The sequence below is a fragment of the Dokdonella sp. genome, from assembly GCF_044227025.1.
Taxonomy (GTDB): domain Bacteria; phylum Pseudomonadota; class Gammaproteobacteria; order Xanthomonadales; family Rhodanobacteraceae; genus Dokdonella_A.
The window spans coordinates 904,288-930,510 of the sequence record NZ_JBGAFX010000001.1; the positions used below are offsets into that span (position 1 = coordinate 904,288).

19 protein-coding genes are annotated in these 26,223 nt (G+C 67.7%); 13 read left to right on the top strand and 6 right to left on the bottom strand.

The genetic code is table 11. The features are described 5' to 3' along the window. The first annotated feature begins 2 nt into the window (after nucleotides 1-2). The 3 genes from mrdA to ACILRJ_RS04020 are packed head-to-tail and all read left to right on the top strand — an operon-like array spanning nucleotide 3 to nucleotide 4,462. A complete protein-coding gene (mrdA, locus tag ACILRJ_RS04010) occupies nucleotides 3-1,907 on the top strand; it encodes a penicillin-binding protein 2 (RefSeq protein ID WP_395680624.1) in 1,905 nt (634 codons plus the stop codon). Beyond that, complete coding sequence (gene rodA, locus ACILRJ_RS04015; protein WP_395680626.1) at nucleotides 1,904-3,025, top strand: rod shape-determining protein RodA; 1,122 nt, start codon at nucleotides 1,904-1,906, stop codon at nucleotides 3,023-3,025. The genes mrdA and rodA overlap by 4 nt, the downstream gene beginning before the upstream one ends. 33 nt (nucleotides 3,026-3,058) lie before the next feature. Then, a complete protein-coding gene (locus tag ACILRJ_RS04020) occupies nucleotides 3,059-4,462 on the top strand; it encodes a hypothetical protein (RefSeq protein WP_395680628.1) in 1,404 nt (467 codons plus the stop codon). A gap of 56 nt (nucleotides 4,463-4,518) precedes the next feature. On the opposite strand, the gene ACILRJ_RS04025 is transcribed toward ACILRJ_RS04020, so the two are convergent. Continuing rightward, complete coding sequence (locus ACILRJ_RS04025) at nucleotides 4,519-5,001, bottom strand: hypothetical protein (protein WP_395680630.1); 483 nt, start codon at nucleotides 4,999-5,001, stop codon at nucleotides 4,519-4,521. A gap of 213 nt (nucleotides 5,002-5,214) precedes the next feature. On the opposite strand from ACILRJ_RS04025, the gene mltB reads away from it, so the two are divergent. From mltB to rsgA, 4 genes are all read left to right on the top strand, one after another. Then, a complete protein-coding gene (gene mltB, locus ACILRJ_RS04030; RefSeq protein ID WP_395680632.1) occupies nucleotides 5,215-6,237 on the top strand; it encodes a lytic murein transglycosylase B in 1,023 nt (340 codons plus the stop codon). Further along, nucleotides 6,234-7,265 carry a septal ring lytic transglycosylase RlpA family protein gene (locus ACILRJ_RS04035; protein ID WP_395680634.1) on the top strand — a complete coding sequence of 344 codons (1,032 nt, stop codon included), beginning with the start codon at nucleotides 6,234-6,236 and terminating at the stop codon, nucleotides 7,263-7,265. Before mltB ends, ACILRJ_RS04035 begins: the two co-directional genes overlap by 4 nt. 111 nt (nucleotides 7,266-7,376) lie before the next feature. Next, the gene (locus ACILRJ_RS04040; protein ID WP_395680636.1) at nucleotides 7,377-8,693 is read left to right on the top strand and encodes a D-alanyl-D-alanine carboxypeptidase family protein; all 1,317 of its coding nucleotides are present in this window, start codon (nucleotides 7,377-7,379) and stop codon (nucleotides 8,691-8,693) included. Nucleotides 8,694-8,731: 38 nt separating this feature from the next. Beyond that, nucleotides 8,732-9,808: a ribosome small subunit-dependent GTPase A gene (gene rsgA / locus ACILRJ_RS04045; RefSeq protein WP_395680638.1), complete on the top strand. Its 1,077-nt coding sequence runs from the start codon at nucleotides 8,732-8,734 to the stop codon at nucleotides 9,806-9,808. An 81-nt stretch (nucleotides 9,809-9,889) separates the two neighbouring features. On the opposite strand, the gene ACILRJ_RS04050 is transcribed toward rsgA, so the two are convergent. Then, nucleotides 9,890-12,052, bottom strand: a complete 2,163-nt coding sequence (locus tag ACILRJ_RS04050; RefSeq protein WP_395680640.1) for a choice-of-anchor Q domain-containing protein — start codon at nucleotides 12,050-12,052, stop codon at nucleotides 9,890-9,892. Between the two features lie 95 nt (nucleotides 12,053-12,147). Between ACILRJ_RS04050 and ACILRJ_RS04055 the strand changes: the two genes are divergently transcribed. The 4 genes from ACILRJ_RS04055 to ACILRJ_RS04070 all read left to right on the top strand — a co-directional run bounded on the left by ACILRJ_RS04055 (nucleotide 12,148) and on the right by ACILRJ_RS04070 (nucleotide 17,337). After that, a complete protein-coding gene (locus ACILRJ_RS04055) occupies nucleotides 12,148-13,407 on the top strand; it encodes a flavohemoglobin expression-modulating QEGLA motif protein (protein ID WP_395680642.1) in 1,260 nt (419 codons plus the stop codon). Between the two features lie 66 nt (nucleotides 13,408-13,473). Continuing rightward, on the top strand, nucleotides 13,474-14,775 hold the full coding sequence (locus ACILRJ_RS04060; RefSeq protein WP_395680644.1) for an amidohydrolase: 1,302 nt from the start codon (nucleotides 13,474-13,476) through the stop codon (nucleotides 14,773-14,775). Nucleotides 14,776-14,825: 50 nt separating this feature from the next. Next, the gene (locus ACILRJ_RS04065) at nucleotides 14,826-14,978 is read left to right on the top strand and encodes a hypothetical protein (protein WP_395680646.1); all 153 of its coding nucleotides are present in this window, start codon (nucleotides 14,826-14,828) and stop codon (nucleotides 14,976-14,978) included. Between the two features lie 67 nt (nucleotides 14,979-15,045). After that, nucleotides 15,046-17,337, top strand: a complete 2,292-nt coding sequence (locus tag ACILRJ_RS04070) for an NADP-dependent malic enzyme (protein ID WP_395680648.1) — start codon at nucleotides 15,046-15,048, stop codon at nucleotides 17,335-17,337. A 13-nt stretch (nucleotides 17,338-17,350) separates the two neighbouring features. On the opposite strand, the gene ACILRJ_RS04075 is transcribed toward ACILRJ_RS04070, so the two are convergent. Next, nucleotides 17,351-18,817: a hypothetical protein gene (locus ACILRJ_RS04075; RefSeq protein ID WP_395680650.1), complete on the bottom strand. Its 1,467-nt coding sequence runs from the start codon at nucleotides 18,815-18,817 to the stop codon at nucleotides 17,351-17,353. 55 nt (nucleotides 18,818-18,872) lie between these two features. After that, entirely contained in the window at nucleotides 18,873-20,087 is a 1,215-nt protein-coding gene (locus tag ACILRJ_RS04080; RefSeq protein WP_395680652.1) for an RCC1 domain-containing protein, read from the bottom strand. Nucleotides 20,088-20,208: 121 nt separating this feature from the next. Here ACILRJ_RS04080 and ACILRJ_RS04085 point away from each other — a divergent pair, with 121 nt between their 5' ends. Beyond that, nucleotides 20,209-21,108: a LysR family transcriptional regulator gene (locus ACILRJ_RS04085; RefSeq protein WP_395680654.1), complete on the top strand. Its 900-nt coding sequence runs from the start codon at nucleotides 20,209-20,211 to the stop codon at nucleotides 21,106-21,108. 18 nt (nucleotides 21,109-21,126) lie between these two features. Here the strand turns inward: ACILRJ_RS04085 and ACILRJ_RS04090 are convergent, their stop codons facing one another. Both ACILRJ_RS04090 and ACILRJ_RS04095 read right to left on the bottom strand, forming a co-directional pair. Beyond that, the gene (locus tag ACILRJ_RS04090) at nucleotides 21,127-22,077 is read right to left on the bottom strand and encodes a glutaminase (protein ID WP_395680656.1); all 951 of its coding nucleotides are present in this window, start codon (nucleotides 22,075-22,077) and stop codon (nucleotides 21,127-21,129) included. Nucleotides 22,078-22,140: 63 nt separating this feature from the next. Continuing rightward, a complete protein-coding gene (locus ACILRJ_RS04095; RefSeq protein WP_395680658.1) occupies nucleotides 22,141-23,310 on the bottom strand; it encodes a glycoside hydrolase family 18 protein in 1,170 nt (389 codons plus the stop codon). 194 nt (nucleotides 23,311-23,504) lie between these two features. Here ACILRJ_RS04095 and aceE point away from each other — a divergent pair, with 194 nt between their 5' ends. Continuing rightward, on the top strand, nucleotides 23,505-26,198 hold the full coding sequence (aceE, locus tag ACILRJ_RS04100; RefSeq protein ID WP_395680660.1) for a pyruvate dehydrogenase (acetyl-transferring), homodimeric type: 2,694 nt from the start codon (nucleotides 23,505-23,507) through the stop codon (nucleotides 26,196-26,198). The last annotated feature ends 25 nt before the right edge of the window (nucleotides 26,199-26,223 follow it).

Consider the following 26,223-nt stretch of genomic DNA (forward strand, 5'->3'; position numbering starts at 1 on the left):
ACATGCGCCGCTCCCGCTCGATCTCGCGGTTCAAGCCGCTGAAGGAGGCGCGCCACGAGGCGGCCACCTTCCGCCGGCGCGCGCTGGCGGGATTCGTCATCATCGTCGCGTGCCTGGTCGCGCTGGCGACGCGCTTCGCGTTCCTGCAGGTCGACCAGCACGAGGAATTCAGCGCGCGCTCGGAGGCGAACCGCGTGCTGACCCGGCCGCTTGCGCCCGCGCGCGGCCTCATCTACGACCGCAACGGCGTGCTGCTGGCGGAGAACGTCGCGGCATTCCGCCTCGAGGTCACGCCCGAGCAGGTACGCGACATGCCCGGCATGCTCGCCCGGCTCGGCGAGATCGTCTCGCTCAGCGACGACGACATCGCGCGCTTCAATGCGTTGCGCAAGAGCAAGCATTCCTACGAGGGCGTGCCGTTGCGCCTGAAGCTGTCGGAAGAGGAGATCGCGAAATTCTCGACGAGTCGCTGGGCGTTCCCGGGTGTCGACGTGGTGCCGTACCTGACCCGCTCGTATCCGCTCGGCGAGGAGTTCGCGCACACCGTCGGCTATGTCGGGCGCATCGACGAGAACGATGTCGCGCGGCTCGACAAGGGTGATTACGCGGGTACGACGCACATCGGCAAGACCGGCATCGAGCGCTTCTACGAAGATCGTCTGCACGGCGAGGTCGGCTACGAGAAGGTCGAGGTCAACGCCGATCATCGACCACTACGCGTGTTGCCGGACCGGCTCGCGCCAAAGCCCGGCGAGAACCTGTACCTGACGATCGATTCGCGCCTGCAGGAGGCGACCGAAGCCGCGTTCGAGGGGCGCGCCGGCGCTGCCGTAGCGATCGACCCGCGCAACGGCGAAGTGCTGGCGATGGTCAGCGTACCGAGCTTCGATCCGAATCCGTTCGTCAACGGCATCGCCAGCGCGGACTACGCGGCCCTGCTCGACGCCGACGACAAGCCGCTGCTGAATCGGCTGTTGCGCGGCAACTATGCGCCGGGCTCGACGATGAAGCCGTTCGTCGGTCTCGCCGGCCTCGAACTCGGTCTGCGGGTTCCCTCGGACACCGTGTTGTCGACCGGCGAGTTCTTCATCCCCGGACAGTCGCGCGCATACCGCGATGACGTACGCGGTGGCCAAGGTCGCGTCGACCTGGTGCAGGCGATCGCGAAATCGGTCAACACCTATTTCTATTCGCTCGCGCTGGACATGGGCATCGACCGCTTCAGCAGCGCGCTCGGGCGCTTCGGCTTCGGCCAGCAGACCGGCATCGACCTCATGGGCGAAGGCAGCGGCGTGCTGCCTTCGCGCGAGTGGAAGCGCGCGCGGTTCAACCAGCCGTGGTATCCCGGCGAGACAGTCATCGCCGGCATCGGCCAGGGGTACTGGGTGGTGACGCCGCTGCAGCTGGCGAACGCAGTCGCGATCATCGCCGCGCGCGGAGTCCCGCACACACCGCACCTGTTGCGAGCGGTGCAACGTGGCCTCGATGCGCCGCTCGAAGTGTTGCCGGCGGCGCCCCAGCGACCGAGCGCGATCGAAAAGCCGGCCGACTGGGCCGCGGTGCAGCAGGGCATGGTCGAGGTCGTGCGCAGCGGTACCGCGCGCGGGATCGATGCGGGATTCCCGTATCCGATCGCCGGAAAAACCGGTACCGCCGAACGCTATTCGCGCACGGGCACCGAGTGGACCAGCATCAGCGCGAGCCCGATCGAACGCCATCAGGTGCTGTTCGAAGCATTCACGCCCGCCGACGACGCGCGCATCGCGGTCATCGTCGCGCTCGAGGCCGGGCGCAGCGGCGCCCACGATGCGGCGCCGATCGCGCGCAAGATGCTCGACGCCTGGCTGCCCGGCGACCAGCAGCGCCAGGCGCACGAGGCGACAGCGAAGGCGGAGAATGCGCCATGATCGACGAGTTTCTGCTCGAATGGAGGCATCGCTTCGTTTCGATGTGGCGCAAGCCGCGCGTCGACCTGCCGCTGTTCGGCGCGCTGCTGCTGCTGATGGGCATCGGCCTCGGCACGCTCTACAGCGCCAGCGACAAGGATCTCGGACAGGTCATCTCGCAAGGGTTGCGTTTCATGCTCGGCCTGCTGCTGATGATGGCGGTCGCGCGCGTGCCGCCGCTTACGCTGCGCAACTGGACGCCATGGCTCTACGCGGCGAGCATCATCTTGCTGGTCATCGTCGTCGTGCACGGCGAGGGGCGCGGCGCGAACCGCTGGCTTGATCTCAAGGTCGTACGCTTCCAGCCGTCGGAACTGCTCAAGCTGACCATGCCGATGATGATCGCGTGGTATCTCAACGGCCGCCCGTTGCCGCCCGGATGGCTGACGCTTGGTGCGGCCGGCGCGCTGATCGCGGTGCCGGCGGCGCTGATCGCCAAGCAGCCCGACCTGGGCACGGCACTGCTGATCGTCGCCAGCGGCGCGTTCGGCATCTTCCTGTCCGGCCTCGCGTGGTGGCGCATCGGTCTGCTGCTCGGGGCGGTCGCCGGGATGGTGCCGATCGCCTGGCACTTCCTGCACGACTACCAGAAGAACCGCGTGCTGACCCTGCTCGATCCGGAAGCCGACCCGCTCGGCAACGGCTGGCACATCATCCAGTCGAAGATCGCGGTCGGCTCGGGCGGCTTGTGGGGCAAGGGCTGGCACCACGGCACGCAGTCTCGCCTCGAGTTCCTGCCCGAGCACACCACCGACTTCATCTTCTCGGTGTTCGCCGAGGAGTGGGGACTGGTCGGCGTTCTGCTGCTGCTCGCGCTGTACGTGTTCATCATCGCGCGCTGCCTGTGGATCGCGGCGGAAGCGAAGGATACCTATGCGCGCCTGCTCGCCGGCGCGATCAGCATGTCGCTGTTCGTCTACGTCGTCGTCAACGGCGGCATGATCACCGGCATGCTGCCGGTGGTCGGCGTGCCGTTGCCGCTGGTGAGTTACGGCGGCACCTCGGCGGTTTCACTGCTCGCCGGCTTCGGCGTGCTGATGTCGATCCACGCGCACCGCAAGGTGCTGGCGAGCCAGTAGTATACGAATTGACTTTCCAAGGACTTCACCGCCATGTTCCGATCAGTGCTGGTCGTGTCTGCAATGCTCCTTGCGGGCACCGCCTGGGGAGTGGCGCTGAGTCCAGCGGGATCGGGACAGGTGCTGCTGTTTCCGTACTACACGGTCAACGAGGGGCAGGACACGCTCGTAACGATCGGCAGTCTCGGCGATCACGCGCAGATCGTGAAGGTCCGCTTCCTCGAAGGCTACAACAGCCGGCCCGTGCTCGATTTCGACCTGTATCTGCCCGCCAACGAAACCTGGGTCGGCGCGGTAACGAAGAGTGCGGACGGGCGTGCGATGCTGCGAACGCCGGCGTTGACGTGCACGGTACCGGTGCTGCCTGCGGCCGGCGCGGTTTTCAGCACGGCCCAGTTCGACGGCAGCGGCGGGCTGCCGGCCGATGCAGGCCCGCATGACGCCGGACGCACGCGCGAAGGATTCATCGAGGTGATCAGCGGCGGAACGATCGCCTCGGAGACTTCCACGTTCGGAGCCATCGTCGGACTCGAACGCACGTGCTCGCCATTGCCGGGTTCCCTGCTCGAGGACATCGACGGGCCGGGTGAGGCGATCTACGGCACGGCCGCGGTGATCAGCGTCGGCCAAGGTCTCTACTACGCCTACGACGCCACGGCGTTGGACGACTTCTCACCCGATCCGCTGTACTCGCCGGCGATGGGGCCCCTCGATCCCTCGCTCGCGCAAGCGGGCGGACACGTCGCCGGTGCCGATGCGACGATCCACGGATACGGGCTGGTGCATTTCGACCGCAAGATCGACGCGGTCAGCGCCGTGCTGGCGAAGTCCACCATGTACAACCAGTACGTCGCGCCGGCCGGTCTGGGTGCGAGGAGTGACTGGATCCTCTCCATGCCGACGCAGCGCTACTACACCGACCCGGCGATGTCCGGCAGCACGACCGCGCTGCCTCCGTTCGACGAGGTGTTCCGCGCGCCGGGTGTGGCTCCACTGAGGTTCGTCAATCCCGCGATCTTCGATCGGCTGGGAAATCAATGCACCGGCGATTTCTGCCAGTACGAAACGGAGTTCCACCTCGATCGCGCGGTGAACGTCATCGCCTATGCGACGCCGGACCAGGCCAATGGCGCGTCCGGCGTATTCGCCTCGCGCCTGATGGCGTACCTCTATCCCTTTGGCGAATCGGGCCATACCCGGCTGCAGCCGTACCGCTTGCGCGCGATGGAGGGTGTCGACCGCAGTCCGCTGCAGCAGGGACGCGTCTGCGTCTCGGGCACTCCCGAGATAGGTTTCCTCGCCTACAACCTCGTCAACGGCAATGCGCAACCGGGGCGCCTCGCGAACTACGGCGGCATCTACCGCGATCAGTGGCTCGGCGCTGGCGTCGCGGCCCGCGACACGCCGTTCGGCCACGAATGCAACGTGCCCGAATGAGGGCACGCGCGACGACGGCTGCTGCGCGACGCGTGCAGCGCGCAGCAGCGGTCGGGTCACAGGCAGTACGACAACGCGTCGTAGACCGAGAGCGTCGTCCGCGGGAGCGGCGTGTACAACGGGTCGTCGCCGGCGAGCGCGGCAAGCAGTTCGGCGATCGTCGTGCGGGGCGCGACCGGCAGGACGCATCGCCAGGCTTGCGTGTCGACCGTGATCGCGCCGCTGCGCGCATCGATTTCCTCGTTGCTGGCCGCGAATGACCACACGCAGCGGCCGATTCGCCCCGAGCCGAGCTGCACGGAACAGCGCAGGCGCAGTGGCGTGATGTTGCTCCAGTCGCCCTCGCAGAACGTGTCGCCGCAAATATCATCGAAGCCGTCTTCGAGCGCTGCCCGGATCGAGTACCAGGCCTCGAACTGCGCATCGGTGGTGAAGTACTCGTAGGCGTCGACGTATGCACGCGTCGACGGTGCCGCAGCATGCAGCGGGTGTGCGGCGGCGATCCCCATGGCGATCGCGGCGAGCAGTGGACGAAGCATTGGAAATCCTCCCTGGATGATGGCGTCCCTCGGCGTCGATCGGTCGATCGGCAGGGAACCCGGCCAGCTTGCCCGCCGCCGCGTGGTGCGACGAGTGCGGATCGCCGCGTCGGCGTGTACGAAATCCGCGCGACGCGCCATGAGAGATGCTGCAGCATCGTCCGCTCTGCGCCGGCGACGCGCCGGCCGTGTGCATCCTGCTACAGTAGCGTCATGCAGGAAGTGCTTCGCGCGCTGCGCGCTCATCTGGTCATCGTGTCGATCTGCCTGTTCGGCGTCGGTCGCGGCATCGCTGCCGCGGCAGGTGCCCCGTCCGATGCCGAGGTCGCGGCAGAGCAACGCGCGTTTGCCGCCGAGGTCGCGGGCGAGGGCGGGCCGACCGAGGCCGAGGTGCTGAAGACGCTCGCCGGTGCGAAGACGCAGCAGTCGATCCTCGATGCGATCGCGCGTCCGGCCGAGGCGACCAAGCCGTGGAGCGCGTATGCGCCGATCTTCCTGACCGACAAGCGCATCGATGATGGGGTCGCGTTCTATCGCGCCAACCGCGACCTGCTCGATCGCACCTCTGCGCAGTACGGCGTCGCGCCCGAGATCATCGTCGCGATCATCGGCGTCGAAACCGGCTACGGCCAGAACACGGGCAAGTACCGCGTGCTCGACGCGTTGTCGACGCTCGCGTTCCACTATCCGCCGCGCGCGAAGTTCTTCCGCGGCGAGCTGAAGCAGCTGTTCCTGCTCGGCGATCGCCACCTCGCCTATCCCATCGACCAGCTTCGCGGTTCCTACGCCGGCGCGATGGGCTGGGGCCAGTTCATGCCGACCAGCATCGCCAAGTGGGCGGTCGACGGTGACGGCGACGGTCGCATCGACCTGTGGAGTTCACTGCCCGACATCGCGACCAGCGTGGCCAACTATTTCGCCGAGCACGGCTGGCAGCAGGGCAAGCCGGTCGCGGTGCGCGCGCAGCCGGCGGCGGACGCGCGCGTGTTACCCGATCCCGGCCTCGACCCGGTCTATCCGGTGCAGCAGATGGAAGCGTGGGGCTACGCACCGATCGAGCGCGTCGAAGCCGACATGCCATCGACCCTGCTCAGGCTCGACGGCGATCTCGGGCCTGAATACTGGCTGGTATTCGGCAATTTCCGCGCAATCACCCGCTACAACAAGAGTCCGCTGTATGCGATGGCGGTGTTCCATCTCGCGCAGGCGATCGCGCGCGGAGCCGCCACGCCGTGAAATTGCGACTGCTCGCCTGCATCGGCCTGTGCCTTGCAGTGGTCGCGTGCAGCAGCCACAGGCCGCGTCGCGATGGCGCCGCGCCGGCACCGACGCATGGCGTAACGACGCAGGGCGGGTCGACCGCGCGCGGCGGCCGGGATACCGATCGTCCGCAGTCCGAGCGCTACGCGCAGGACGCCGACAACGGACCCGGCGCGCCGCCGATCGATGTCAGCCAGATCCCCGAGCCCGTACCGAAAGCAGAGCCCCGCTCGCGTTACGGCAACAAGGACAGCTACAGCGTGCTCGGCAAGACCTACCGCGTGATGCCCGACGCGCGCGGCTATCTCGAGCGCGGCATCGCCTCGTGGTACGGCAACAAGTTCCACGGTTTCATGACGTCGTCGTTCGAGACCTACGACATGTACGCGTTCAGCGCCGCGCACAAGACGTTGCCGCTGCCGAGCTACGCGCGCGTCACCAATCTCGACAACGGCAAGAGCGTGGTCGTGCGCGTCAACGACCGCGGTCCGTTCCACGACGATCGCATCATCGACCTGTCGTATGCCGCGGCGGTGAAGATCGGCGTGTGGCCAAAGGGCACGGCGCGGGTGGAAGTGCGCGCGATTGATCCCGCGCACCCGGACGACCTGCCGCCATCGCGCATGGTGCAGGCGCCGCCGCCGGTCGATCGCCGCGCGCGCTCGACCGGCGTCGATCAAGCGCCGTCTCGCGCTCTTGCTTCCAGACCTCAGCCCTCGGCCCTCGGCCCCGCGCCAGCAACGCAGCGCTCAGCACCCAGCCCTGTTTCCCGCATCTACCTGCAGCTCGCCGCGTTCGGCGAGCGCGCGAATGCGGAGCGCGCTCTGGCCAACGCAAAACGCGCCGGGCTCGAGCAAGTCGGGATCGAATCGATCGCCGTCGGCGGGCGTACCGTGCACCGCGTGCGGGTCGGCCCGCTCGCCGATGCCGAAGCGGCGGATGTGCTCAGCGCGCGCATCGAACGGCTCGGCTTTGGCGTGCCGCGCGTGGCAATCGAGCCCTGAATCGCGTGCAGGAAGCCTGAACTCGTCCTGTCGGAGGCAGGATTCGCCCGTGTAATGGCCGGGCTCGTCTGCGACAATCGGGTTTTGTTGTCCGCAGGTCGATATTCCGCGATGAAGCTGCCGTCCCTCCTCGTTCCCGCCACCTTCCTTGTCCTGATCGGTTGCGCCGCGCACGCCGCTCCACCCGCGACTTCCGCGCCGGCGGCGACACCCGCCGCGAGCACGGCGCCCGCGTTGCCGACGCCGCAGCCGGTCGCGAAACCGACACCGACCCCGGCGGCTGCGATGCCTGGTGCGGCGCCGACGCCACCGGCGCCGTCAATCGACGCCAAGAGCTGGGTGCTGATGGACTATTCCAATGGCCAGGTGCTCGCCGAGAGCAACATGGACCAGCGCGTCGCGCCGGCGTCGATCACCAAGGTCATGACGTCCTATGTGGTTTCGGCCGAACTCGCGCACGGCAAGATCCATCTCGACGACCAGGTACTCATCAGCGAGCGTGCCTGGCGTTCGGGCGGTGCCGGCACCGATGGCTCGACCAGCTTCCTGCAGCTCAACAGCAAGGTCGCGTTGAAAGACCTGCTGTACGGCATGATCATCCAGTCCGGCAACGATGCCGCGATCGCGCTGGCCGAACATACAGCGGGTTCCGAAGACATGTTCGCCCAGCTGATGAACCAGTACGCGGCGAAGATCGGCATGACCGGAACGAACTACGTCGATGCGAGCGGCCTGCCGAATCCCGACCACTACACCACCGCCCACGACATCGCGCTGCTGTCGCGCGCGCTGATCCGCGACTATCCCGAGGAATACAAGATCTACGCGATCAAGGAATTCGAGTGGAACGGGATCAAGCAGCACAACCGCAATACGCTGTTGTGGCGCGATGAAACCGTCGACGGCATCAAGACCGGCCATACGTCCGAGGCGGGCTTCTGCCTGGCGACGTCGGCCAAGCGAGCCGACCAGCGCCTGATCGCGGTGGTGATGGGCGCGCCGAGCGAGAAGCAGCGTGCCGACGACAACCAGGAATTGCTGAACTACGGTTTCCGCTTTTTCGAGACGAAGAAGCTGTACGCGGCGAATGCGCCGCTGGCGACGCCGGAACTGTGGAAGGGTGCGATCGCGAACCTGCCGCTCGGCGTCAGTGACGATGTGTTGGTCACGTTCCCGCGCGGCCGTTACAACGATCTCAAGGCGAGCCTTGACATGCCCGCGCGGCTGGTCGCGCCGATCGCCAAGGGCAAGGCGCTCGGCACGCTCAAAGTGCAACTCGATGGCAAGTCGCTGCTGGAACGGCCGTTGGTCGCCCTCGCCGAGGGTGATGAAGGCGGATTCTTCAAGCGCTTCGGCGACGGCGTGTGGTTGTGGTTCAAGGGCGACGCCGGAGCCAGTGTGTCGTCGGCCGCGCCGAAGGGCGATTGACCAGCGGCGTTGCGTCGATTCCCACTAGAATCCAGCCGATGCCGCCGAGCCCCGATCCCGAACAGCGCCTCGCCCGCATCGGCTGGCGTGCGCAGGCACTGCCTTCGGATGTCGACGAGGTCGGCAGTGTCGCGCGCGTCGTCGCGCAGCATCGCGCCGGTTACCAGCTGCACGATGGCGTCGAGTTGTACAACGCGCAGCCGGCCGCGCGATTCCTCAAGCGCGATCTCGATCCGACCGAGCGTCCCGCGGTCGGCGACTTCGTGCTGGTCGCGCCGGGCAAGCCGCCAACGATCGAGCGCGTGCTGCCGCGACGCACCGAACTCAAGCGCGGCGCGGCGGGCGAGAGCCATCAGCGCCAATTGATCGCGACCAATATCGATACCGTGTTCGTGCTGAGCGGGCTCGACGGCGACCTCAATCCGGCGCGACTCGAGCGCTACCTGCTGCTGGTGCAGGGCAGCGGCGCGGCGCCGGTGCTTGTGCTGACCAAGGCGGACCGCAGCGATGCCGTGGATGCGATCGTGGCGGAACTCGAGCAGCGTATCGTCGGTGTCGAGATCCACGCGGTGAATGCGAAGTCGCCGGACAGCATCGCGCCACTGCTCGTCCATCTCGGGCCCGGACATACCGCGGTACTGGTCGGTTCATCCGGTGCCGGCAAGTCCACGCTGACGAATACGCTGCTCGGCGAAACGCGCCAGGCCACCGCCGCGGTGCGCGAACACGACAGTCGCGGTCGCCATACCACCACGCATCGCGCGCTGATCCTGTTGCCCAGCGGCGGTTGCCTGATCGACACGCCGGGCATGCGCGAGCTGAAGCTGACCGGCGAGGAGCAGCTCGATCTCGGTCAGTTCTCCGACATCGACGAGCTGGCGCAAGCATGCCGCTTCGGGGACTGCGCCCACGGCAGCGAACCCGGCTGCGCAGTACAGGCCGCGCTCGCCGATGGTCGCCTCGATCCGCAGCGCTGGCGCAATTACCTGAAGCTGCGCGACGAACTCGCCGCGACCGCCGACACGCTCGAGGCGCAGATGCGCAAGAAGGGCGAGGCGCGCGTGTTGACCAAGGCACTCGGCAAACGCCTCAACGAGAAGTACGGACGCCACTGACGCGCCGCATTTGCGTTTCAGCCCGTAGGGCGGTACGCGCGCAGCGCGTGCCGCCACGCCTTCAGCCGGCAAAGGGCGCGCCTACGGCACCGCAGTGCCGCCCGCCCGCACCATGAACGCGCCCGGCAATACCACGTATGCCGGATTGTCGTTGCGCGTGCCGAACGGCGCCGCGGCGAGGTTGTTTATCGTTGCGGCAATGTCGGGTGCATAGAAGAACCAGGAGTCGTGTCCGGATGCGTTCGTGTCGACGCGTGCCGGCCTATCCGCACCGCCGTCGAGCTTGGCGCTCGCGCCGACGAAGAACCCCCCATGCACCCAGGTGGGCAGGAAGTTGACCGTGGAGAAGTTGTCATTGAACACGATCGGCGCGTCGGTGACGCTCGCGATGGCGTACGCATTGCGCGGATCGCCGTCGCCGTCATCGTCCTCGAGCAACCAGAACGTGACCGGTCCGTTCGCGAGCGAGGGAAATGTCGGACCGAACGCGATCGACACATGCGTGATGACCTCGCCGCCGGGTGCCGCCGTGTAGTAGTTGCCCCACAGCATGTCCGGATCGAACGTTGACGGCGGCCCCTGGTTGGTGTCGCCGTCGCCGTCGTCGTAGGCATGCTCGGTCGGCGTCGGCACGATCGCGCCGTCGAAGCCGTCCTCGAAGATCGTGTCGCTGAGGGGCTGCTGCGTTTCGAATGCGCCGATGTCGGCCGCGCTGCCGGAGACGCGCGGGAAGTTCGCGCCGCGCTGGTCGGATGCGAGGCCGTCGTCGTTGCCTGCGTCGAGCGCGGGACTGCCGACGCCGAGCGCGATCGTCCGCGTCGGGCCGCCGTTCCATGCGAGGAAATACAGCAGCGGGTCGTCGGCGATCGTGTCTACCGGCAACGTGATGTTTGGACTTGCGGACATGATCAGGTTGCGCGTTCCGGCGACGGTGAGCGGTGATTGCACGGCTGTCGCGATATCGCTGCGAGGCGGCGGACTGCCGTCGTCGACGACGTTTCTCGCGAAGATCGAACTGCGGATCGTCAATGGCAGCGTAGGGTCGGCAAACAGCAGTCCGGCTCCGCTCCCCCCGAAGATTGCGTTTTGCGCAATCGTGCTGCTCGCGATCGTCGTCGGTCGCAGGGAGTAGATTCCGCCGCCGGATATGCCGGCGACATTGCCGTATACCGTGCTGCTGGTGATGTCGAGCCGCGTGTCCTGCGGCGGTGGCGGTTCGCCGAACACGCTGAAAGTGGCCTTGAACAGGCCGCCGCCCTTGTTGTTTGCCCGATTCCCGTCGATCGTCGATGACGTGATGGAGGTGACGCCGCGCACGAACACACCGCCGCCGAGGACGCCGTCGACGAGGTCGTTCGCCTCGACGGTATTGCCGGAAATCGTGCTGCCGGTCATGGTCAGGGCGCCACGCACGTAGAGGCCGCCGCCCGCGGTCAGGTAATAGCCATCGCCGCTGCCGCCGATCGCCGCGCTGACGCTGTTGCCACTGATCGTGCTGTCGATGAGTTCGGCGTCGCCCGTCACGTAGGCGCCGCCGCCGATCGCGACGTTGTCGCCGGCGGCGGTGCTGCTGGAAGCGCTGATCGTACTGGAGCGCATCGTCAGCGTGCCGGCGACGTCGATCGCACCGCCGAACGTCAACGGCCCGCCGCCGCTGGCGTGGCAGTTGGTGATGGTCGCGCGTTCGAGCACGAGATTGCCCGACGAGCGGATGCAACTGGCGAGGCCGTGCGTGTAGTTGCCGTTGCGGATCGTCAGGTCGCGGATCGTCAGCGTGCCGAGGCCGGTCTGGTAATCACCGTGTGCGAAGGCGCGATCGCCGTTGGCATCGATCGCGAGCGCATCACGACCCGGCCCGACCAGGGTCAAATCCTTGACCTGGTGCGGACCGAACATGCTGAGATCGATCAGGCCATGGGTCAGCGTGATAGTGCTGCAGGTCAGCGCGGACAGGTCGACGATGTCGCCTTCGGCCGCGCCGGCGAGCACGCTGCGCAGCGTTCCAGCGCTGTCGTCGTCGAGGCAGTTCGTGACCGGCAGCGTGTTGCCGCGCGGCGCCGCTGTGGCGCGCGGCGCGCGTGCGGGCGAGGGCGTACGCCGGGCATCAAGGCGCAGCGCATAGCGCGGATTGCTGAAGTCGGTCGCGGTTATCGCGGGGGAAGGCGTCGATGCGAGCGTCGCGCAGGCACAGGCGAGCGCGATGGCGAGGGGGGCAGGGCGTTGGGCGCGCATGCTCGATGACATGAGGATCTCCCGTATCGAAACTTTTCCCCGTTCCCGTCCTCCATCCTAGCAGGGCCGTCTGCTATGGTGACCACGAACACACGGACACGGGCGACATGCCGTCGAGCGACCAGCCTGACCTGTATGCGGAACTGGACCGTCGCCTGGTCGAGGCGACGCGCGGCATCCGCCTGCTCGATTCGGTCAGCTGGCCCGCTGCCGTCGAGGTCGGCTTCATCGCGGCATGGAAGGCCGGGACCGCAAAGCTGCCTGAGATCACCTATCCGCGCGTCGACTTCAGTGCGACGCGCGTCGCGCTCGACCAGGTCACCGCCGCGGCCGATCCCGCGCATCCCCTCGGCGACTACATCCGGCGCACGGCCGAATCGTGGCGCGTGGCGACCGATCTGCTCGAGGCGATGGGTACGACCGCGATCACCGCGCATTCGGCCAGGCTCTACGGCTTGCCGGCCGACCGCGTGCCGGGTGCGACGCTGACCAATGTAGACGCCGCGCAGCACTTCATCGCGATCGCCGACGAATACAACAGCGGCGCGCCGCTCGACGAGATCGAGACGCAGATCCCGGCCGAGCTGCTGCGCATCGAACTCAAGCAGCGCCTCGACGGTTTCTTCGGCGTCGATGCGATCAAGGTCGAGGTCGATCCCGACCTGATCGCGAAGGCCGCCGCCGGTGCGACGCGCATCCGCCTGCGTTCGGCGACCACGTTCTCCAACTACGACCGCGACCAGCTGCTCGCGCACGAGGCGTTCGTGCACTCGTTGACCGCGCTGAACGGGCGAGCGCAGCCGCGCCTGAAATCGCTCGCGCGTTCCTCCCCGCGCATCACCGCGACCCAGGAGGGTCTGGCGGTGTTTGCCGAACTGATGTCGGGCTCGATCGACATCGCGCGCATGAAGCGCATTTCGCTGCGCATCCTCGGTATCGACATGGCGATCAGGGGCGCCGACTTCATCGAGGTGTTCCGCTTCTTCATGGATGCCGGGCAAAGCGCGGGTGACAGCTTCAGTTCCGCGCAGCGCGTGTTCCGCGGCGCGCCGGTGACCGGCGGGGCCGCGTTCACGAAGGATGCGGTCTACCTGCGCGGGTTGCTGTCGGTGCACACGTTCTTCCGCTGGGCGCTGAAGAACCAGCGCATGACACTGTGCCGCAACCTGTTCGCGGGCAAGCTCGCGCTGCACGACGTGCTCGCGCTGGAAGCGTACTTCGACAACGGCTACATCGCCCAGCCGCGCTACCTGCCGCCATGGGTGCAGCATGCACACGGCCTCGCCGGCATGCTCGCGTTCTCGCTGTTCGCGAATCGGATCCGTCTGGACAGCGTCGAAGCGGAGGATCTCGTGCTCGGACTTTGAGCGCGAGGACTTGCGTCCGCGCACGCGATGCTTTCCCATGCAGATCCTTCCCGCCGGATGAAGCCCATGTACCGCCGCCTGATCGCTGCCGTCCTGTTCGCTCTCGCATCACCCGTTGCGGGCGCTGCCGATACGCCATCGTCGAAGATCGACGCGCTGCTGCCGCGGATCACCGCATGGCGACGCGACCTGCACCAGCATCCCGAACTCGGCAACCGTGAGGTGCGCACGTCGAAACTCGTCGCCGACGCGTTGCGCAACCTCGGCCTCGAAGTGCGCACCGGCATCGCCGGAACCGGCGTGACCGCGATCCTGCATGGCGGCAAACCGGGACCGAGGCTGGCGATCCGCGCCGACATGGATGCGCTGCCGGTAACCGAGCAGGTCGACTTGCCGTTCGCGTCGAAGGCGACCGGCGAATACATGGGCAAGACGGTCGGCGTGATGCACGCATGCGGCCACGACGCGCATACCGCGATGCTGCTCGGCATCGCGACCGCGCTCGCGTCGCTGCGCAAGGACCTGCCGGGCGAGGTGATGTTCGTGTTCCAACCGGCCGAGGAGGGCGCGCCGGCAGGTGAGGAGGGCGGGGCGCCGCTGATGGTCAAGCAGGGCGTGTTCAAGGACTACCAACCGGACGCGGTGTTCGGCATGCACGTGGTCAGCAGCTATGCGGTCGGCAACGTCGCGCTGCGCGCGGGCGGCGAGATGGCCAGCTCCGACACGTTCCGCATCACCGTGCATGGTCGCCAGAGCCACGGCGCGATGCCGTGGAAGGGCGTCGACGCGATCGTCACCGCTGCCGAGATCGTCACCAGTGCGCAGACCATCGTGAGCCGCCAGCTCGACATCAACAAGGACCCGGCGGTGGTCACGTTCGGCGTGTTCAACGGGGGCCAGCGCTTCAACATCGTGTCCGACAGCGCGCACCTTGAAGGCACGGTGCGCGCGTTCGACGAGGGCATGCGCCAGCAGGCGCTGGCAAGCCTCAACACGATCGCCGAGCACGTTGCCGCTGCCAACGGCGCAACCATCGACGCGCAGATTCCGGCGCCCGACGGCAATCCGGTTACCCGCAACGATCCGGCGCTGACGCTGCGCGTGCGCGCCAGTCTCGAAACCGCGCTCGGCAAGGCGCACGTCGAGGAGGCCGCGCGCTGGACCGCGTCGGAGGATTTCCCGTATTTCGGCCTCGCCGCGAAGGTGCCGAGCGTGTACTTCTTCGTCGGCGCGACGCCGGCGGGGCAGGATCCGGCGACCGCGCCGACCAACCATTCGCCGAAGTTCTTCCTCGACGAAGGGGCGCTCGCGGTCGGCAGCACGGCCATGTTGCAGGCTGCGCTCGACTACCTCGGCTACGCGCCCTAGCAGCAGCGGGATGTCCCATCCGGATTGCGCATGGGGAGGAGCTTGCTGCTATGCCACCTGCCGCGCCGGTCACGTCCTGTTGCACGGTCAACTGGCATGGCCCCGACGACGGCGTGGCGCCGATGTTCGCGGCATACCGCGGTGCGGTCGCCGGTGTGCTCGGCGCCGTCGCGGAGCAGGTGCGCCTCGGCGGGCATGCGTAGGGAACGGGGCGGCGTACGCGCGATGTTATAGTCCCGGACCCTGCTCCGACGCGTCCGCGACGCCTCCATGTCGACCATCGAAGAACTCAAGAAAGCCGCCCTCGACTACCATCGCAAGGCACCGTTCGGGAAGATCAAGGTCACTGCGACCAAACCGGTCGTGACCCAGCGCGAACTCTCGCTCGCGTACTCGCCCGGCGTCGCCGCCGCGTGCGAGGAGATCGTGCGCGATCCGGCCGAGGTCGCCACGCTGACCGCGCGCAGCAACCTCGTCGCGGTGATCACCAACGGCACCGCGGTGCTCGGCCTCGGCAACATAGGCCCGCTCGCCGCCAAGCCCGTGATGGAAGGCAAGGGCGTGCTGTTCCAGAAGTTCGCCGGCGTCGACGTGTTCGACCTCGAGATCGCCGAGAACGATCCGGACAAGCTGGTCGACATCATCGCCAGCCTCGAACCGAGCTTCGGCGGCATCAACCTCGAGGACATCAAGGCGCCTGAGTGTTTCGAGGTCGAGCGCAAGTTGCGCGAGCGGATGAAGATCCCGGTGTTCCACGACGACCAGCACGGCACCGCGATCATCGTCGGCGCGGCGCTGGTCAATGCGCTGCACATCGCCGGCAAGGACATCGGCTCGATCAAGCTCGTCTCGACCGGCGCGGGTGCAGCCGGCATCGCCTGCCTCGACATGCTGGTCAGTCTCGGCGTGAAGATGGAGAACGTGTGGGTCGCCGATCGCCTCGGCGTGGTCTGGAAGGGCCGCAAGGAAGAGATGGACCCGAACAAGTGCCGCTACGCGCGCGAGACCGATGCGCGCACCGTCGACCAGATCATCGACGGCGCCGACGTGTTCCTCGGCCTGTCCGCACCGGGCGTGCTGACCGGCGCGATGGTCGCGCGCATGGGCGCGCGGCCGATCATCCTCGCGCTGGCGAACCCGACCCCGGAGATCCTGCCCGAGGAAGCGCGCGCGGTCCGCAGCGATGCGATCATCGCGACCGGCCGCTCGGACTATCCGAACCAGGTCAACAACGCGTTGTGCTTCCCGTACATCTTCCGCGGCGCGCTCGATGTCGGCGCGACGACCATCAACGAGGCGATGAAGATCGCCTGCGTGCACGCGATCGCCGCGCTGGCGCGGCGCGAGGCGAGCGACGTCGCCGCGCGCGCCTATGGCGGCAAGACGATGTGCTTCGGTCCCGACTACATCATCCCGCAGCCGTTCGATCCGCGCCTGATCGTCGAGCTGGCTCCGGCCGTCGCCAGGGCGGCGATGGAGTCGGGCGTCGCGACGCGGCCGATCGCCGACATGCGCGCGTACACCGAGAAGCTCAACGAATTCGTGTTCCGCACCACCCTGCTGATGAAGCCGGTGTTCGCGCGCGCGAAGGCGGACCCCAAGCGCATCGTCTACGCCGAGGGGGAAGAGGAAACCGTGCTGCGCGCGGTGCAGGCGATCGCCGACGAGGGCATCGCGCTGCCGGTGCTGGTCGGTCGGCCATCGGTGATCGAGTCGCGCATCGAGCGCCTCGCGCTGCGCATCAAGCCGGGCGTCGACTTCGAGCTGTGCAACATCGAAAGTGATCCGCGCTTCAAGGATTACTGGATGCTTTACCACGAGTTGATGCAGCGCAACGGCGTGACGCCGGAAAGCGCCAAGCAGATCGTGCGCTCGCGCGCGACCGTGATCGCCGGCCTGATGCTTCGCCGCGGCGAGGTCGACGGCATGATCGCCGGCATCGTCGGCCGCTTCCACAAGAAGCTCGGCTACCTGCGCGGCATCATTCCGCTCGATCCGGGCGTGCATGCAATGTCGGCGATGAGCGCGGTGTTCAACGAGCGCGGCGTGTTCTTCTTCCTCGATACCCACGTCGCCAGCGATCCGGATGCCGAGCGCCTCGCCGAGGCGGCCGCGCAGGCGACGCTGCGCCTGAAGTATTTCGGCATCACGCCGAAGGTCGCGATCCTGTCGCATTCGAACTTCGGCAGCCACGACGATGCCAGCGCGGTGAAGATGCGCCGCGTGGTGGAACTGCTGCGCGAGCGCCTGCCGAAGGTCGAGATCGAGGGCGAGATGCACGCCGACACCGCGCTGAATCCGGAGATCCGCGAACGCCTTTTCCCGCAGTCGCGCCTGTCCGGCAGCGCCAACGTGTTCGTCTGTCCGAACCTCGACTCGGCCAACATCGCTTTCAACATCACGCGCGTGATGACCGACGGCGTGGTGATCGGTCCGATCCTGATGGGCCCGTCGAAGCCGGTGCACATCCTGACGCCGGCCGCGACCGTGCGGCGCGTGTTCAACATGACCGCGCTCGCGGTGGTCGAGGCGCAGATCCGCGCGCAGGCCGGCACGCGCTGATCCGTCGCGGCGATCAATCGTCGCAGCCGTCGGCGAAAATCAGATCGCCGGTGAGTTGCACGGCGGCGAAATACCACGCGCCCGCCACGTTGTAGTCGTGGGTGTAGCCGCCGAGCAGAAGTTTCTCGCCGGCGACGAAGGCGAGCGAGGTCGCGCGCGTTTCCGCCGCGGCGCCCGCGATCGCGACCTGGCCAGCCTGCACGCCGGGCAGGGCGGCGCTGAAGTCGCCGAACGACCCATCGGGTGAACCGTCGTCGCGCAGGCGCAACGCGGCAAAGCGTGCGTCGTCGGCAAGATCGTTCCAGTAGAACCAGCCGCCGAGGACGACGCGACCATCACGCTGCACGACGATGCCGTTCGACTGCGCGTGGCCGGTGTAGGCCGGCGGCACCGAGAAGTCGAACATCGCGCGGCCATTGCCGCCGAGGACACTGGTGTCGAGCGGGCCGCTCGGCAGGAAGGCGGCGACGCCCATTCGGTCGTCGCTGGCGCCGAGCGGCCGCACCGTTCCGCCGACCCACACGCGGCGACGCAGACGATCGTAGGCCACGCTGGTCGGCACGCTCGCCGCCGCGTTGACCGTGGCCGGATCGAACGACCACGAGACGAAGAACTCGCCGGCGAAGTCCGGCCAGCGCATGACTTCGAGCAAGGCGACCGGACGCAACGGACTGCCGCCCATCGCGTAGCCCACCGCATAACAGCGGGGGATCTCGTTCGCGGTGCAACCACCGAAGGCGTAGAACTCGTTGTCGAGCGGCGCCCCCGCGGAGAAGACGCCGAGGCGGAAATACTGGGTGCCATCGGGATCGGAATAGTTGCCGCCGGGCCGGTAGTCGCCTTCACCATCGAGCACGAACACGGCCCCTCGGCGCACGCCGTCGCCGGCGCCGTCGCGCACGCTGCCGGCGATCGCGAGCCAGTCGCGCGGGATGCCGTTGCGATCCTCGCCGGTGCCTACCACCATGCCCCATGCGCGGTCGTCGGGACCCAGGCTTGCCGAGCGCGGCAGTCGCGCCTGGCCGGCGTTGCCGTAGCCAGCATCGAACGCGCCATTTGCGAGCAGGCGCCAGGCGCTTGCGTACTGCAGGCCGAGGAAGAAGTCGCTGCCGGCAATGACAATGCGTCCGTCGTCCTGGATGGCCAACGCGTTGGCGCCGAAGTCGTGATTGCAGCCAGCGTGGATCACCGTTTGTCCCGGCGTCGCCGCATCACCGAAGGAGGCATCGAATGAACCGTCGGCGAGCAGGCGTGAGATGCCGATCGAGGTCGTACTGCCGCCGCAGAAGAAATCGTAGTCATTGATGGGCCCGGCGAGCACGATACGACCGTCGCGCTGCACGGCGGCTGCGTGCGCGAAGTTTTCCGGTGGATCGCCGGTCGCCTGTTCGTTCCAGTACAGGTAGCTGCGGCCGAGATAGCCGAACGCGGGGTCGGGCAGTCCGTCCTGTGCGACTGCGTTCGTCGCAACAAGCACCATGGCGCACCGTGCAAGGATGCACGCAGGACGAGAAGGGGCAGGATGCATGGGCATTTCAGTCGAATCCATCGTTGAAGATCGCATCGCCAAAACCGATGACGCCGACCGGTGAACTGCTGTCGGCGCCGAGTCCGTCGCCGAGCTGGCCGAGATCGCCGCGGCCCCAGCAGTGGATCGAGCCATCGGCGCCGACGACACAGCTGTGGCTGTCACCGGTGCCGATTGCGACGCCATCGTTCGCGAGTCCGTCCACCGCGACCGGTACATGGCGTTCCAACTGTGTCCCGTCGCCGAGCTGGCCGCGGTCGTTCCCGCCCCAGCAGAGCGCGGCGCCGTCCAACAGCGCGCAGGCGTGATGACCGCCGGCCGCGATGGCGACGGCGCCGCTGTCGAGACTGGCGACGCCGACCGGCGTATTGCTGTTCGATGCGCCATCGTTGCCGAGTTCACCGTTCACATTCGAGCCCCAGCACCACGCGCCGCCATCGGAGATTGCGCAGGTGTGCCACAAGCCTGCGCTGATCGTCGCGACACCGGTGGACAGGCCGCTCACCGCGACCGGCTTGTGGCGGTCGCCATTGGCGCCGTCGCCGAGCTGGCCGAGGTTGCCGGCACCCCAGCACCACGCGCCACCGCTGCTGTCGATCGCGCAACTCGTGTCGATGCCGGCGGAAATGTCGGTGGCCGTGCCCGGCAAGCCGCTGACGTCGGCCGGGAGTGGATGATCCGCGCTCGAGCCGTCGCCGAGCTGGCCGTTCGAATTCGATCCCCAGCACTGCACGCTGCCGCCATCCATCAGCGCGCAGGTGTGGAACCCGCCCGCGGCGATTGCGCGCGCAGGTGCGGCGAGACCGGCGACCGCGACTGGCGCATTTGCGTCGAGCGTGCTGCCGTCACCGAGCTGGCCGGCGTTGTTGTGGCCCCAGCAGGAGACGGTGCCGTCACTCGCGAGTGCGCAGCTGTGCAGGTAACCGGCGGAGATGGCGACGACGCCGCGGCCGAGTCCGCTGACCGGCACCGGCAGCGCGCGCAGATTGCCCGAGCTGCCGTCGCCGACCTCGCCATGCAGATTGAGTCCCCAGCACCACACCGCGCCGGCTGCGTCGAGCGCACAGGTGTGGCCTTGCCCGGCCGCGACCTGCAGCGCGAAGCCGATCGCGTTCGCGTCTGGGCGGGCGCGCGCAGCGCCATCGTTCGCAGGCCCCGCCGCATGCGCGCCCAGCGCCAGTGCGCAACTGGCGCCGCAGATCAGCAGCAGAACGCGTGTCATCCGCTTCTCCCGTGCGCCTACAATCGGCGCCGTTGCGGACGACTCTAGGCACGCGCAGGCCGTGCCGGTAGCCGCGCGATCGCGGAATGGTCATGCACAATTGCATAGCGCGCGTGCCGCCATGAGCGGCATCGACTGGAACGACCTCAAGTATTTCATCGCAGTCGCGCAGCACGGCAGCACGCTGGCGGCCGCGCGCGCGCTCGGCGTCGCGCAGTCGACCGTGCAACGACGCATCACCGAGCTGGAGCGCTGCGCCGGCCGCCAGCTCGTGCGGCGCCATGCCTCGGGATATCGACTCACCGAGTTCGGCAAGGCGATGCTGGTGCATGCCGAGCGCGTCGGCAGCGCGGCACAGGCGCTTCAGCAGCACTTGGAATCGTGCGAGCGCGAAGTGTCCGGCGTGGTCCGCGTGACGTGTCCGGAACCGGTCGCAGGCCGCATCGCGCAGACCACGCTGCTCGACCGCTTCCACGCACGCCATCCGCGATTGCGCGTAGAGTTCGTCCTCAGCGACCACTACATCGACCTCATGAAGGGCGAGGCCGACATTGCGTTGCGCTCGGGTGACACCGACGACGGCGAGTTGGTCGGACGCAAGATCGGCGATTCGGTGTGGGCCTTGTACGCAAGTCGAGGCTACGTCGACCTGCACGGCGCGCCGGCCGACGTAGCGGCATTGTCGCAGCACGCACTGGTTGGCTTCGACCACACCATGCAGAACCATCGTGCAGCAAAATGGCTGGCACAGGTTGCGCCGGACGCACGCTTCGCCGCGCGCAACAACAGCGTCCTGGGCGTGATCGGTTCGGTCAAGGCGGGCATGGGCATCGCGCCGCTGCCGCTCGCGCTCGGCGATGCAGAGCCGGAACTGGTGCGCGTGCTCGGCCCCGTGCCCGAGCTGACGCGCATCTGGCGCATCCTGACACGCGCAGACCTGCGCAAGACGCCGCGCGTCGCCGCGTTCTTCGACTATATCGTGGAGGAGATTGATGCGTTGCGCCCGATCTTCGGCGGGTGAGCGGCCGACCGCGCCGATTCAGTGCCCGCCGGGCGGCGCGGCGAAGATCGAGCTGCCGGTCGCCGCGGCGAAGCGTTCGATCGCGGCCGCAGCGGCGATCGAATTGCCGTTCGCGTCGAGACCGGGCGCCCACGCGCACACGCACAGCTTGCCCGGCACGATGGCCAGCACGCCGCCGCCGACACCGGTCTTGGTCGGTAGGCCGATGCGGAACGCGAAGTCGCCGGCGGCGTCATAGGCGCCGCAGGTCAGCATCAGCGCGTTGATGCGCCGCGCGGCGAGCGGTGCCAGCACTTCGCCGACGCGCGGTTGCCGGCCGTCCGCAGCGAGAAACAGCGCGGCGCGCGCGAGTTCGCGGCACGACATCGCGATCGCGCATTGCGCGCAGTATGCATCGAGGACTTCCGCGACATCGCCATGCAGGTTGTCGAAGCCGCGCATGAAGTGTGCGATCGCCGCATTGCGGTCGCTGTGCGCGCGTTCGGACTGCGCCACTTCGGTGTCGATGGCGACGCCGGTTTCGCCGAGCAGGCGATGCACGAATTCGAGCACCGCGCGTCCCGGTTGCAGGTAGCGGCTGCACAGCACGTCGGTGACGACCAGTGCGCCGGCGTTGACGAACGGGTTGCGTGGAATGCCGCGCTCGCGTTCGAGCAGCACGAGCGAGTTGAACGGCGTTCCCGATGGTTCCCGCGCGACCCGTCGCCACAGTGCATCGCCTTCGCGCTGCAGCGCCAGCGTGAGCGCGAACAGTTTCGACAGGCTCTGGATCGAGAAGCGCGTGTCGCACTCGCCGGCGCCGACGCACTCGCCGCCGACGGTTGCGACGGCGATGCCGAATTGCGCGCGCGGCACGCGCGCGAGGGCCGGGATGTATTCGGCGACGCCGCCCTCGCCAAGCAGCGGCTGCACGTCGGCGGCAATCGTGCGGAGCAGGGTGTCGAGGTCGTGCTGCATGGCGTGGCGCAAGCGGGTCCGGCCGCCAAGCCTAAGCGATCGGTGTCGGCGCGCGAAGCGCCCCCGTACTTCGCCTCACGGAGGCAGGTACGACGTTCGCAACGCATCGAGCAGCGGGTCACGCGATCCGGGCGGGTTCGACGCGACGTGGCCCTGGCCGATGGTCCAGATGATCACGCTGCCGATGCCGTGCGCCTTTGCGTAAGCCCCCTTCTCGGCGACCGATTGCGCGTCGTCGTAGCTGACGAAATTGCAGCCGGCAGGGCCGATGGCGGCGACGGACGAGAGGTAGGGGACGTGCGCGGCCGCGTCCCACTGGCGGGTGGTCGCGACCGGATATTGCGTCGCGATCGTCGCGTAGCTCATGGTGCCGTCGCTTGCGGAGATGCTGCCGCCATCCTGGTGCGGAGCGGTCACGCCCTGCCAGCAATAGCCGTAGAACGCGAGGCCGATGCCGAGCTTCGCCGCCGGCACGCCGGTCGGCAGGAAGCCGAGGCGGAAGCTCACATCGACCGCGGATGGCGTGCTGACCGTCGGCGGATCGGTGTTGTAGAGCGCCGAGTTGTGCCAGCTCTTCCAGCCGTCCCAGCCCTGCAAAGCGGCGCCGGCCATGTCATAGGTCATCACGTTGATGCGGTCGAACAGTGGTGCGATCTCGGCCCAGTATGGATCGGGTGTCATGTAGTTCGGATTGAACCAGCCGACCGGTACGGTCAACAGCATCTGCGGACGCGCCGCGCGCAGTGCCGCGGCGACCGCCTTGAACGGCACCTTGTCGGCGTCATCGAGCGGCTCCCAGTCGAGGTCTATGCCATCGAGGCCGTACTGGTCCATGCGCGCGAGCAGGTTCGCGACGAAGACTGCCCGATTCGCCGCGCTCGCGGCGTCGCGCCAACCGTCGATTTCACCGGCGCCGCCGACCATCAGGATCGCCTTGCGTCCGGCGGTGTGCGCGGCGTCGACCGCCGCCTGCGCAAACAGCGGCCCGTTGACGGTGTCGATGTCGAAATCGTTCGAGACACCGCCGCCGGCAAGCGGTGTCACGCGCCCGACCATGAGGTGGGTGACGGCGTCGAACGGGATGTCCTGTGGCGCGAGCAGGGTGCGCTCGTATCCGACGTAATAGCCCTGCACCCAGCCCGTCGGATCGAAGCCGTCACCGAAAATGCGGTCGGCGGCGTGCGCGGCGGGCGCGCCGGTGAGTGCGCAGGCAAGCGGGGCGAGGATCGCGATCGGGCGGCGCATGGGTGGTTCCTCCGGGAGTCCTGCACCTTACTACGCGAGATGGCGGCGCGAGCCGACACGTGCCGTGCGCCGGCGCATGGCTGCGCAGCATGCAAGGCGCGCGCCGGGCGACTAAACTGGACCACCCGCGGCGTCGTCAGGCGCTGCCCGCGGCCACTACGCAGCGCGCCCGCACGCTGCAGACGAGAGTACGCATGAACCAGCTCAACGACATCCTCGACCAGGACCTCGATCCGCGCGAGACGCGTGAATGGACCGAAGCCCTGACCGGCGTGATCAAGGCCGACGGCACCGACCGAGCTCATTACCTGCTCGGTCGCATGGTCGAGGAGACGCGCCGCGCGGGCGGCCACCTGCCGTTCGCGCCGACCACCGAGTACATCAACTCGATCCCGCCCGAGCGCGAGGCGAAGATGCCCGGCGACGGCAACATGGAGTGGCGCATCCGATCGCTGATCCGCTGGAACGCGATGGCGATGGTGGTGCGCGCGAACCGCAAGCCGGGCGAACTCGGCGGCCACATCGCGAGCTTTGCCTCGAGCGCGACCTTGTACGACGTCGGCTTCAACCATTTCTGGCGCGCGCCGAGCGCCGATCATCCGGGCGACCTGGTGTTCCATCAGGGCCATTCGAGTCCCGGCATCTACGCGCGCTCGTACCTCGAAGGGCGCATCGGCGAGGACCGGCTCGACCTGTTCCGCATGGAAGTCGAAGGGCGCGGCAATGGCCTGTCGTCATATCCGCACCCGTGGCTGATGCCGGAATACTGGCAGGTGCCGACCGTGTCGATGGGCCTTGGGCCGCTGCAGGCGATCTACCAGGCGCATTTCATGAAGTACCTGGAGCATCGCGGCCTGATCGCGCCGAGCGATCGCAAGGTGTGGTGCTTCATCGGCGACGGCGAATCGGACGAGCCGGAGTCGCTCGGCGCGATTTCGCTCGCCGGGCGCGAAGGTCTCGACAACCTCATCTTCGTCGTCAACTGCAACCTGCAGCGCCTCGACGGCCCGGTGCGCGGCAACGGCAAGATCATCCAGGAACTCGAAGGCGTGTTCCGCGGTGCCGGCTGGAACGTGATCAAGACGATCTGGGGCAGCTACTGGGATCCGCTGCTCGCACGCGACACGACTGGCAAGCTGCGCCAGCTCATGATGGAAACCGTCGACGGCGAGTACCAGAACTGCAAGGCGTTCGGCGGCAAGTACACGCGCGAGCACTTCTTCGGCAAGTACCCGGAGACGGCGGCGATGGTCGCGAACCTGTCCGACGACGACATCTGGCGCCTCAACCGTGGCGGCCACGATCCGCACAAGGTCTACGCGGCCTACCACGACGCGACGACCACCAAAGGCATGCCGAGCGTGATCCTCGCCAAGACGGTCAAGGGCTACGGCATGGGTTCGGCCGGCGAGTCGCAGAACCCGACCCACCAGCAGAAGAAGCTCGACGACGATGCGGTGCGGCATTTCCGCGACCGCTTCCAGATCCCGATCGCCGACGACAAGCTCAAGGACGTGCCGTACTACCACCCGGGCAAGGATTCGCCGGAAGTCGAGTACATGCTCGAGCGGCGCCGCGCGCTTGGCGGTTTCCTGCCGCAGCGACGCACGAAGAGCGCATCGATCGCGGTGCCCGACCTCGGCGCGTTCGAGGCGATCACCAAGGGCAGCGGTGAGCGCGAGATCTCCACCACGATGGCGTTCGTGCGCGGCATGAACCTGCTGCTGCGCGACAAGGTGCTCGCACCGCACGTGGTGCCGATCGTCGCCGACGAGGCGCGCACGTTCGGCATGGAAGGCATGTTCCGCCAGATCGGCATCTACGCGCCGTTCGGCCAGAAGTACAACCCGGTCGACCGCGACCAGCTCATGTACTACCGCGAGGACCAGAAGGGTCAGGTGCTGCAGGAAGGCATCAGCGAGCCGGGCGCGATGAGCGCCTGGATGGCCGCCGGCACCAGCTATTCGAACAGCAACGTGCCGATGCTGCCGTTCTACATCTACTACTCGATGTTCGGCTTCCAGCGCATCGGCGATCTCGCCTGGGCCGCCGGCGACATGCGCACGCGCGGCTTCCTCGTCGGCGGCACCGCCGGGCGCACCACGCTCAATGGTGAAGGCCTGCAGCACGAGGACGGCCATTCGCACCTGCTGGCCGGCGCGATCCCGAACTGCCGCGCCTACGACCCGACCTTCTCGTACGAAGTCGCGGTGATCCTGCAGGACGGCTCGCGTCGCATGCTGCAGGAACAGGAAGACGTCTACTACTACGTCACCGTGATGAACGAGAACTACCCGCACCCGGACATGCCGGCCGGCGCGGAGGCCGACATCATCAAGGGCATGTACCTGTTCAAGGATGGCGGAAAACCGAAGAAGAACGAGCCGCGCGTGCAACTCCTGGGCTCCGGCACGATCCTGCGCGAGGTGATCGCCGCGGCCGAACTGCTCGAGAAGGACTTCGGTGTCGCGAGCGACATCTGGTCGTGCCCGAGTTTCTCGGAGTTGCGCAAGGACGGTTTCGATGCGGAGCGCTGGAACCGCCTGCACCCGATGGACAAGAAGCCGCGCCAGGCGCACGTGACCGCGTGCCTCGAATCGCGCGGCGGCCCGGTCGTCGCCGCCACCGACTACGTGCGCGAGTACGCCGACCAGATCCGCGCATTCGTGCCGCACGGGCGGCGCTACAGCGTGCTCGGCACCGACGGCTTCGGGCGCAGCGACACGCGCGCGAACCTGCGCGCGTTCTTCGAGGTCGACCGCTGGTGGATCGCGCATGCGGCGATCGCCGCACTCGCCGCCGACGGTCAGATGAACCCCGAGGACGTCGCACGCGCGATCAAGCAGTACAAGCTCGATCCGGACAAGCCGAATCCGTCGACCGTTTGAGCGCGTTGCGTCGACACCTTTTCCA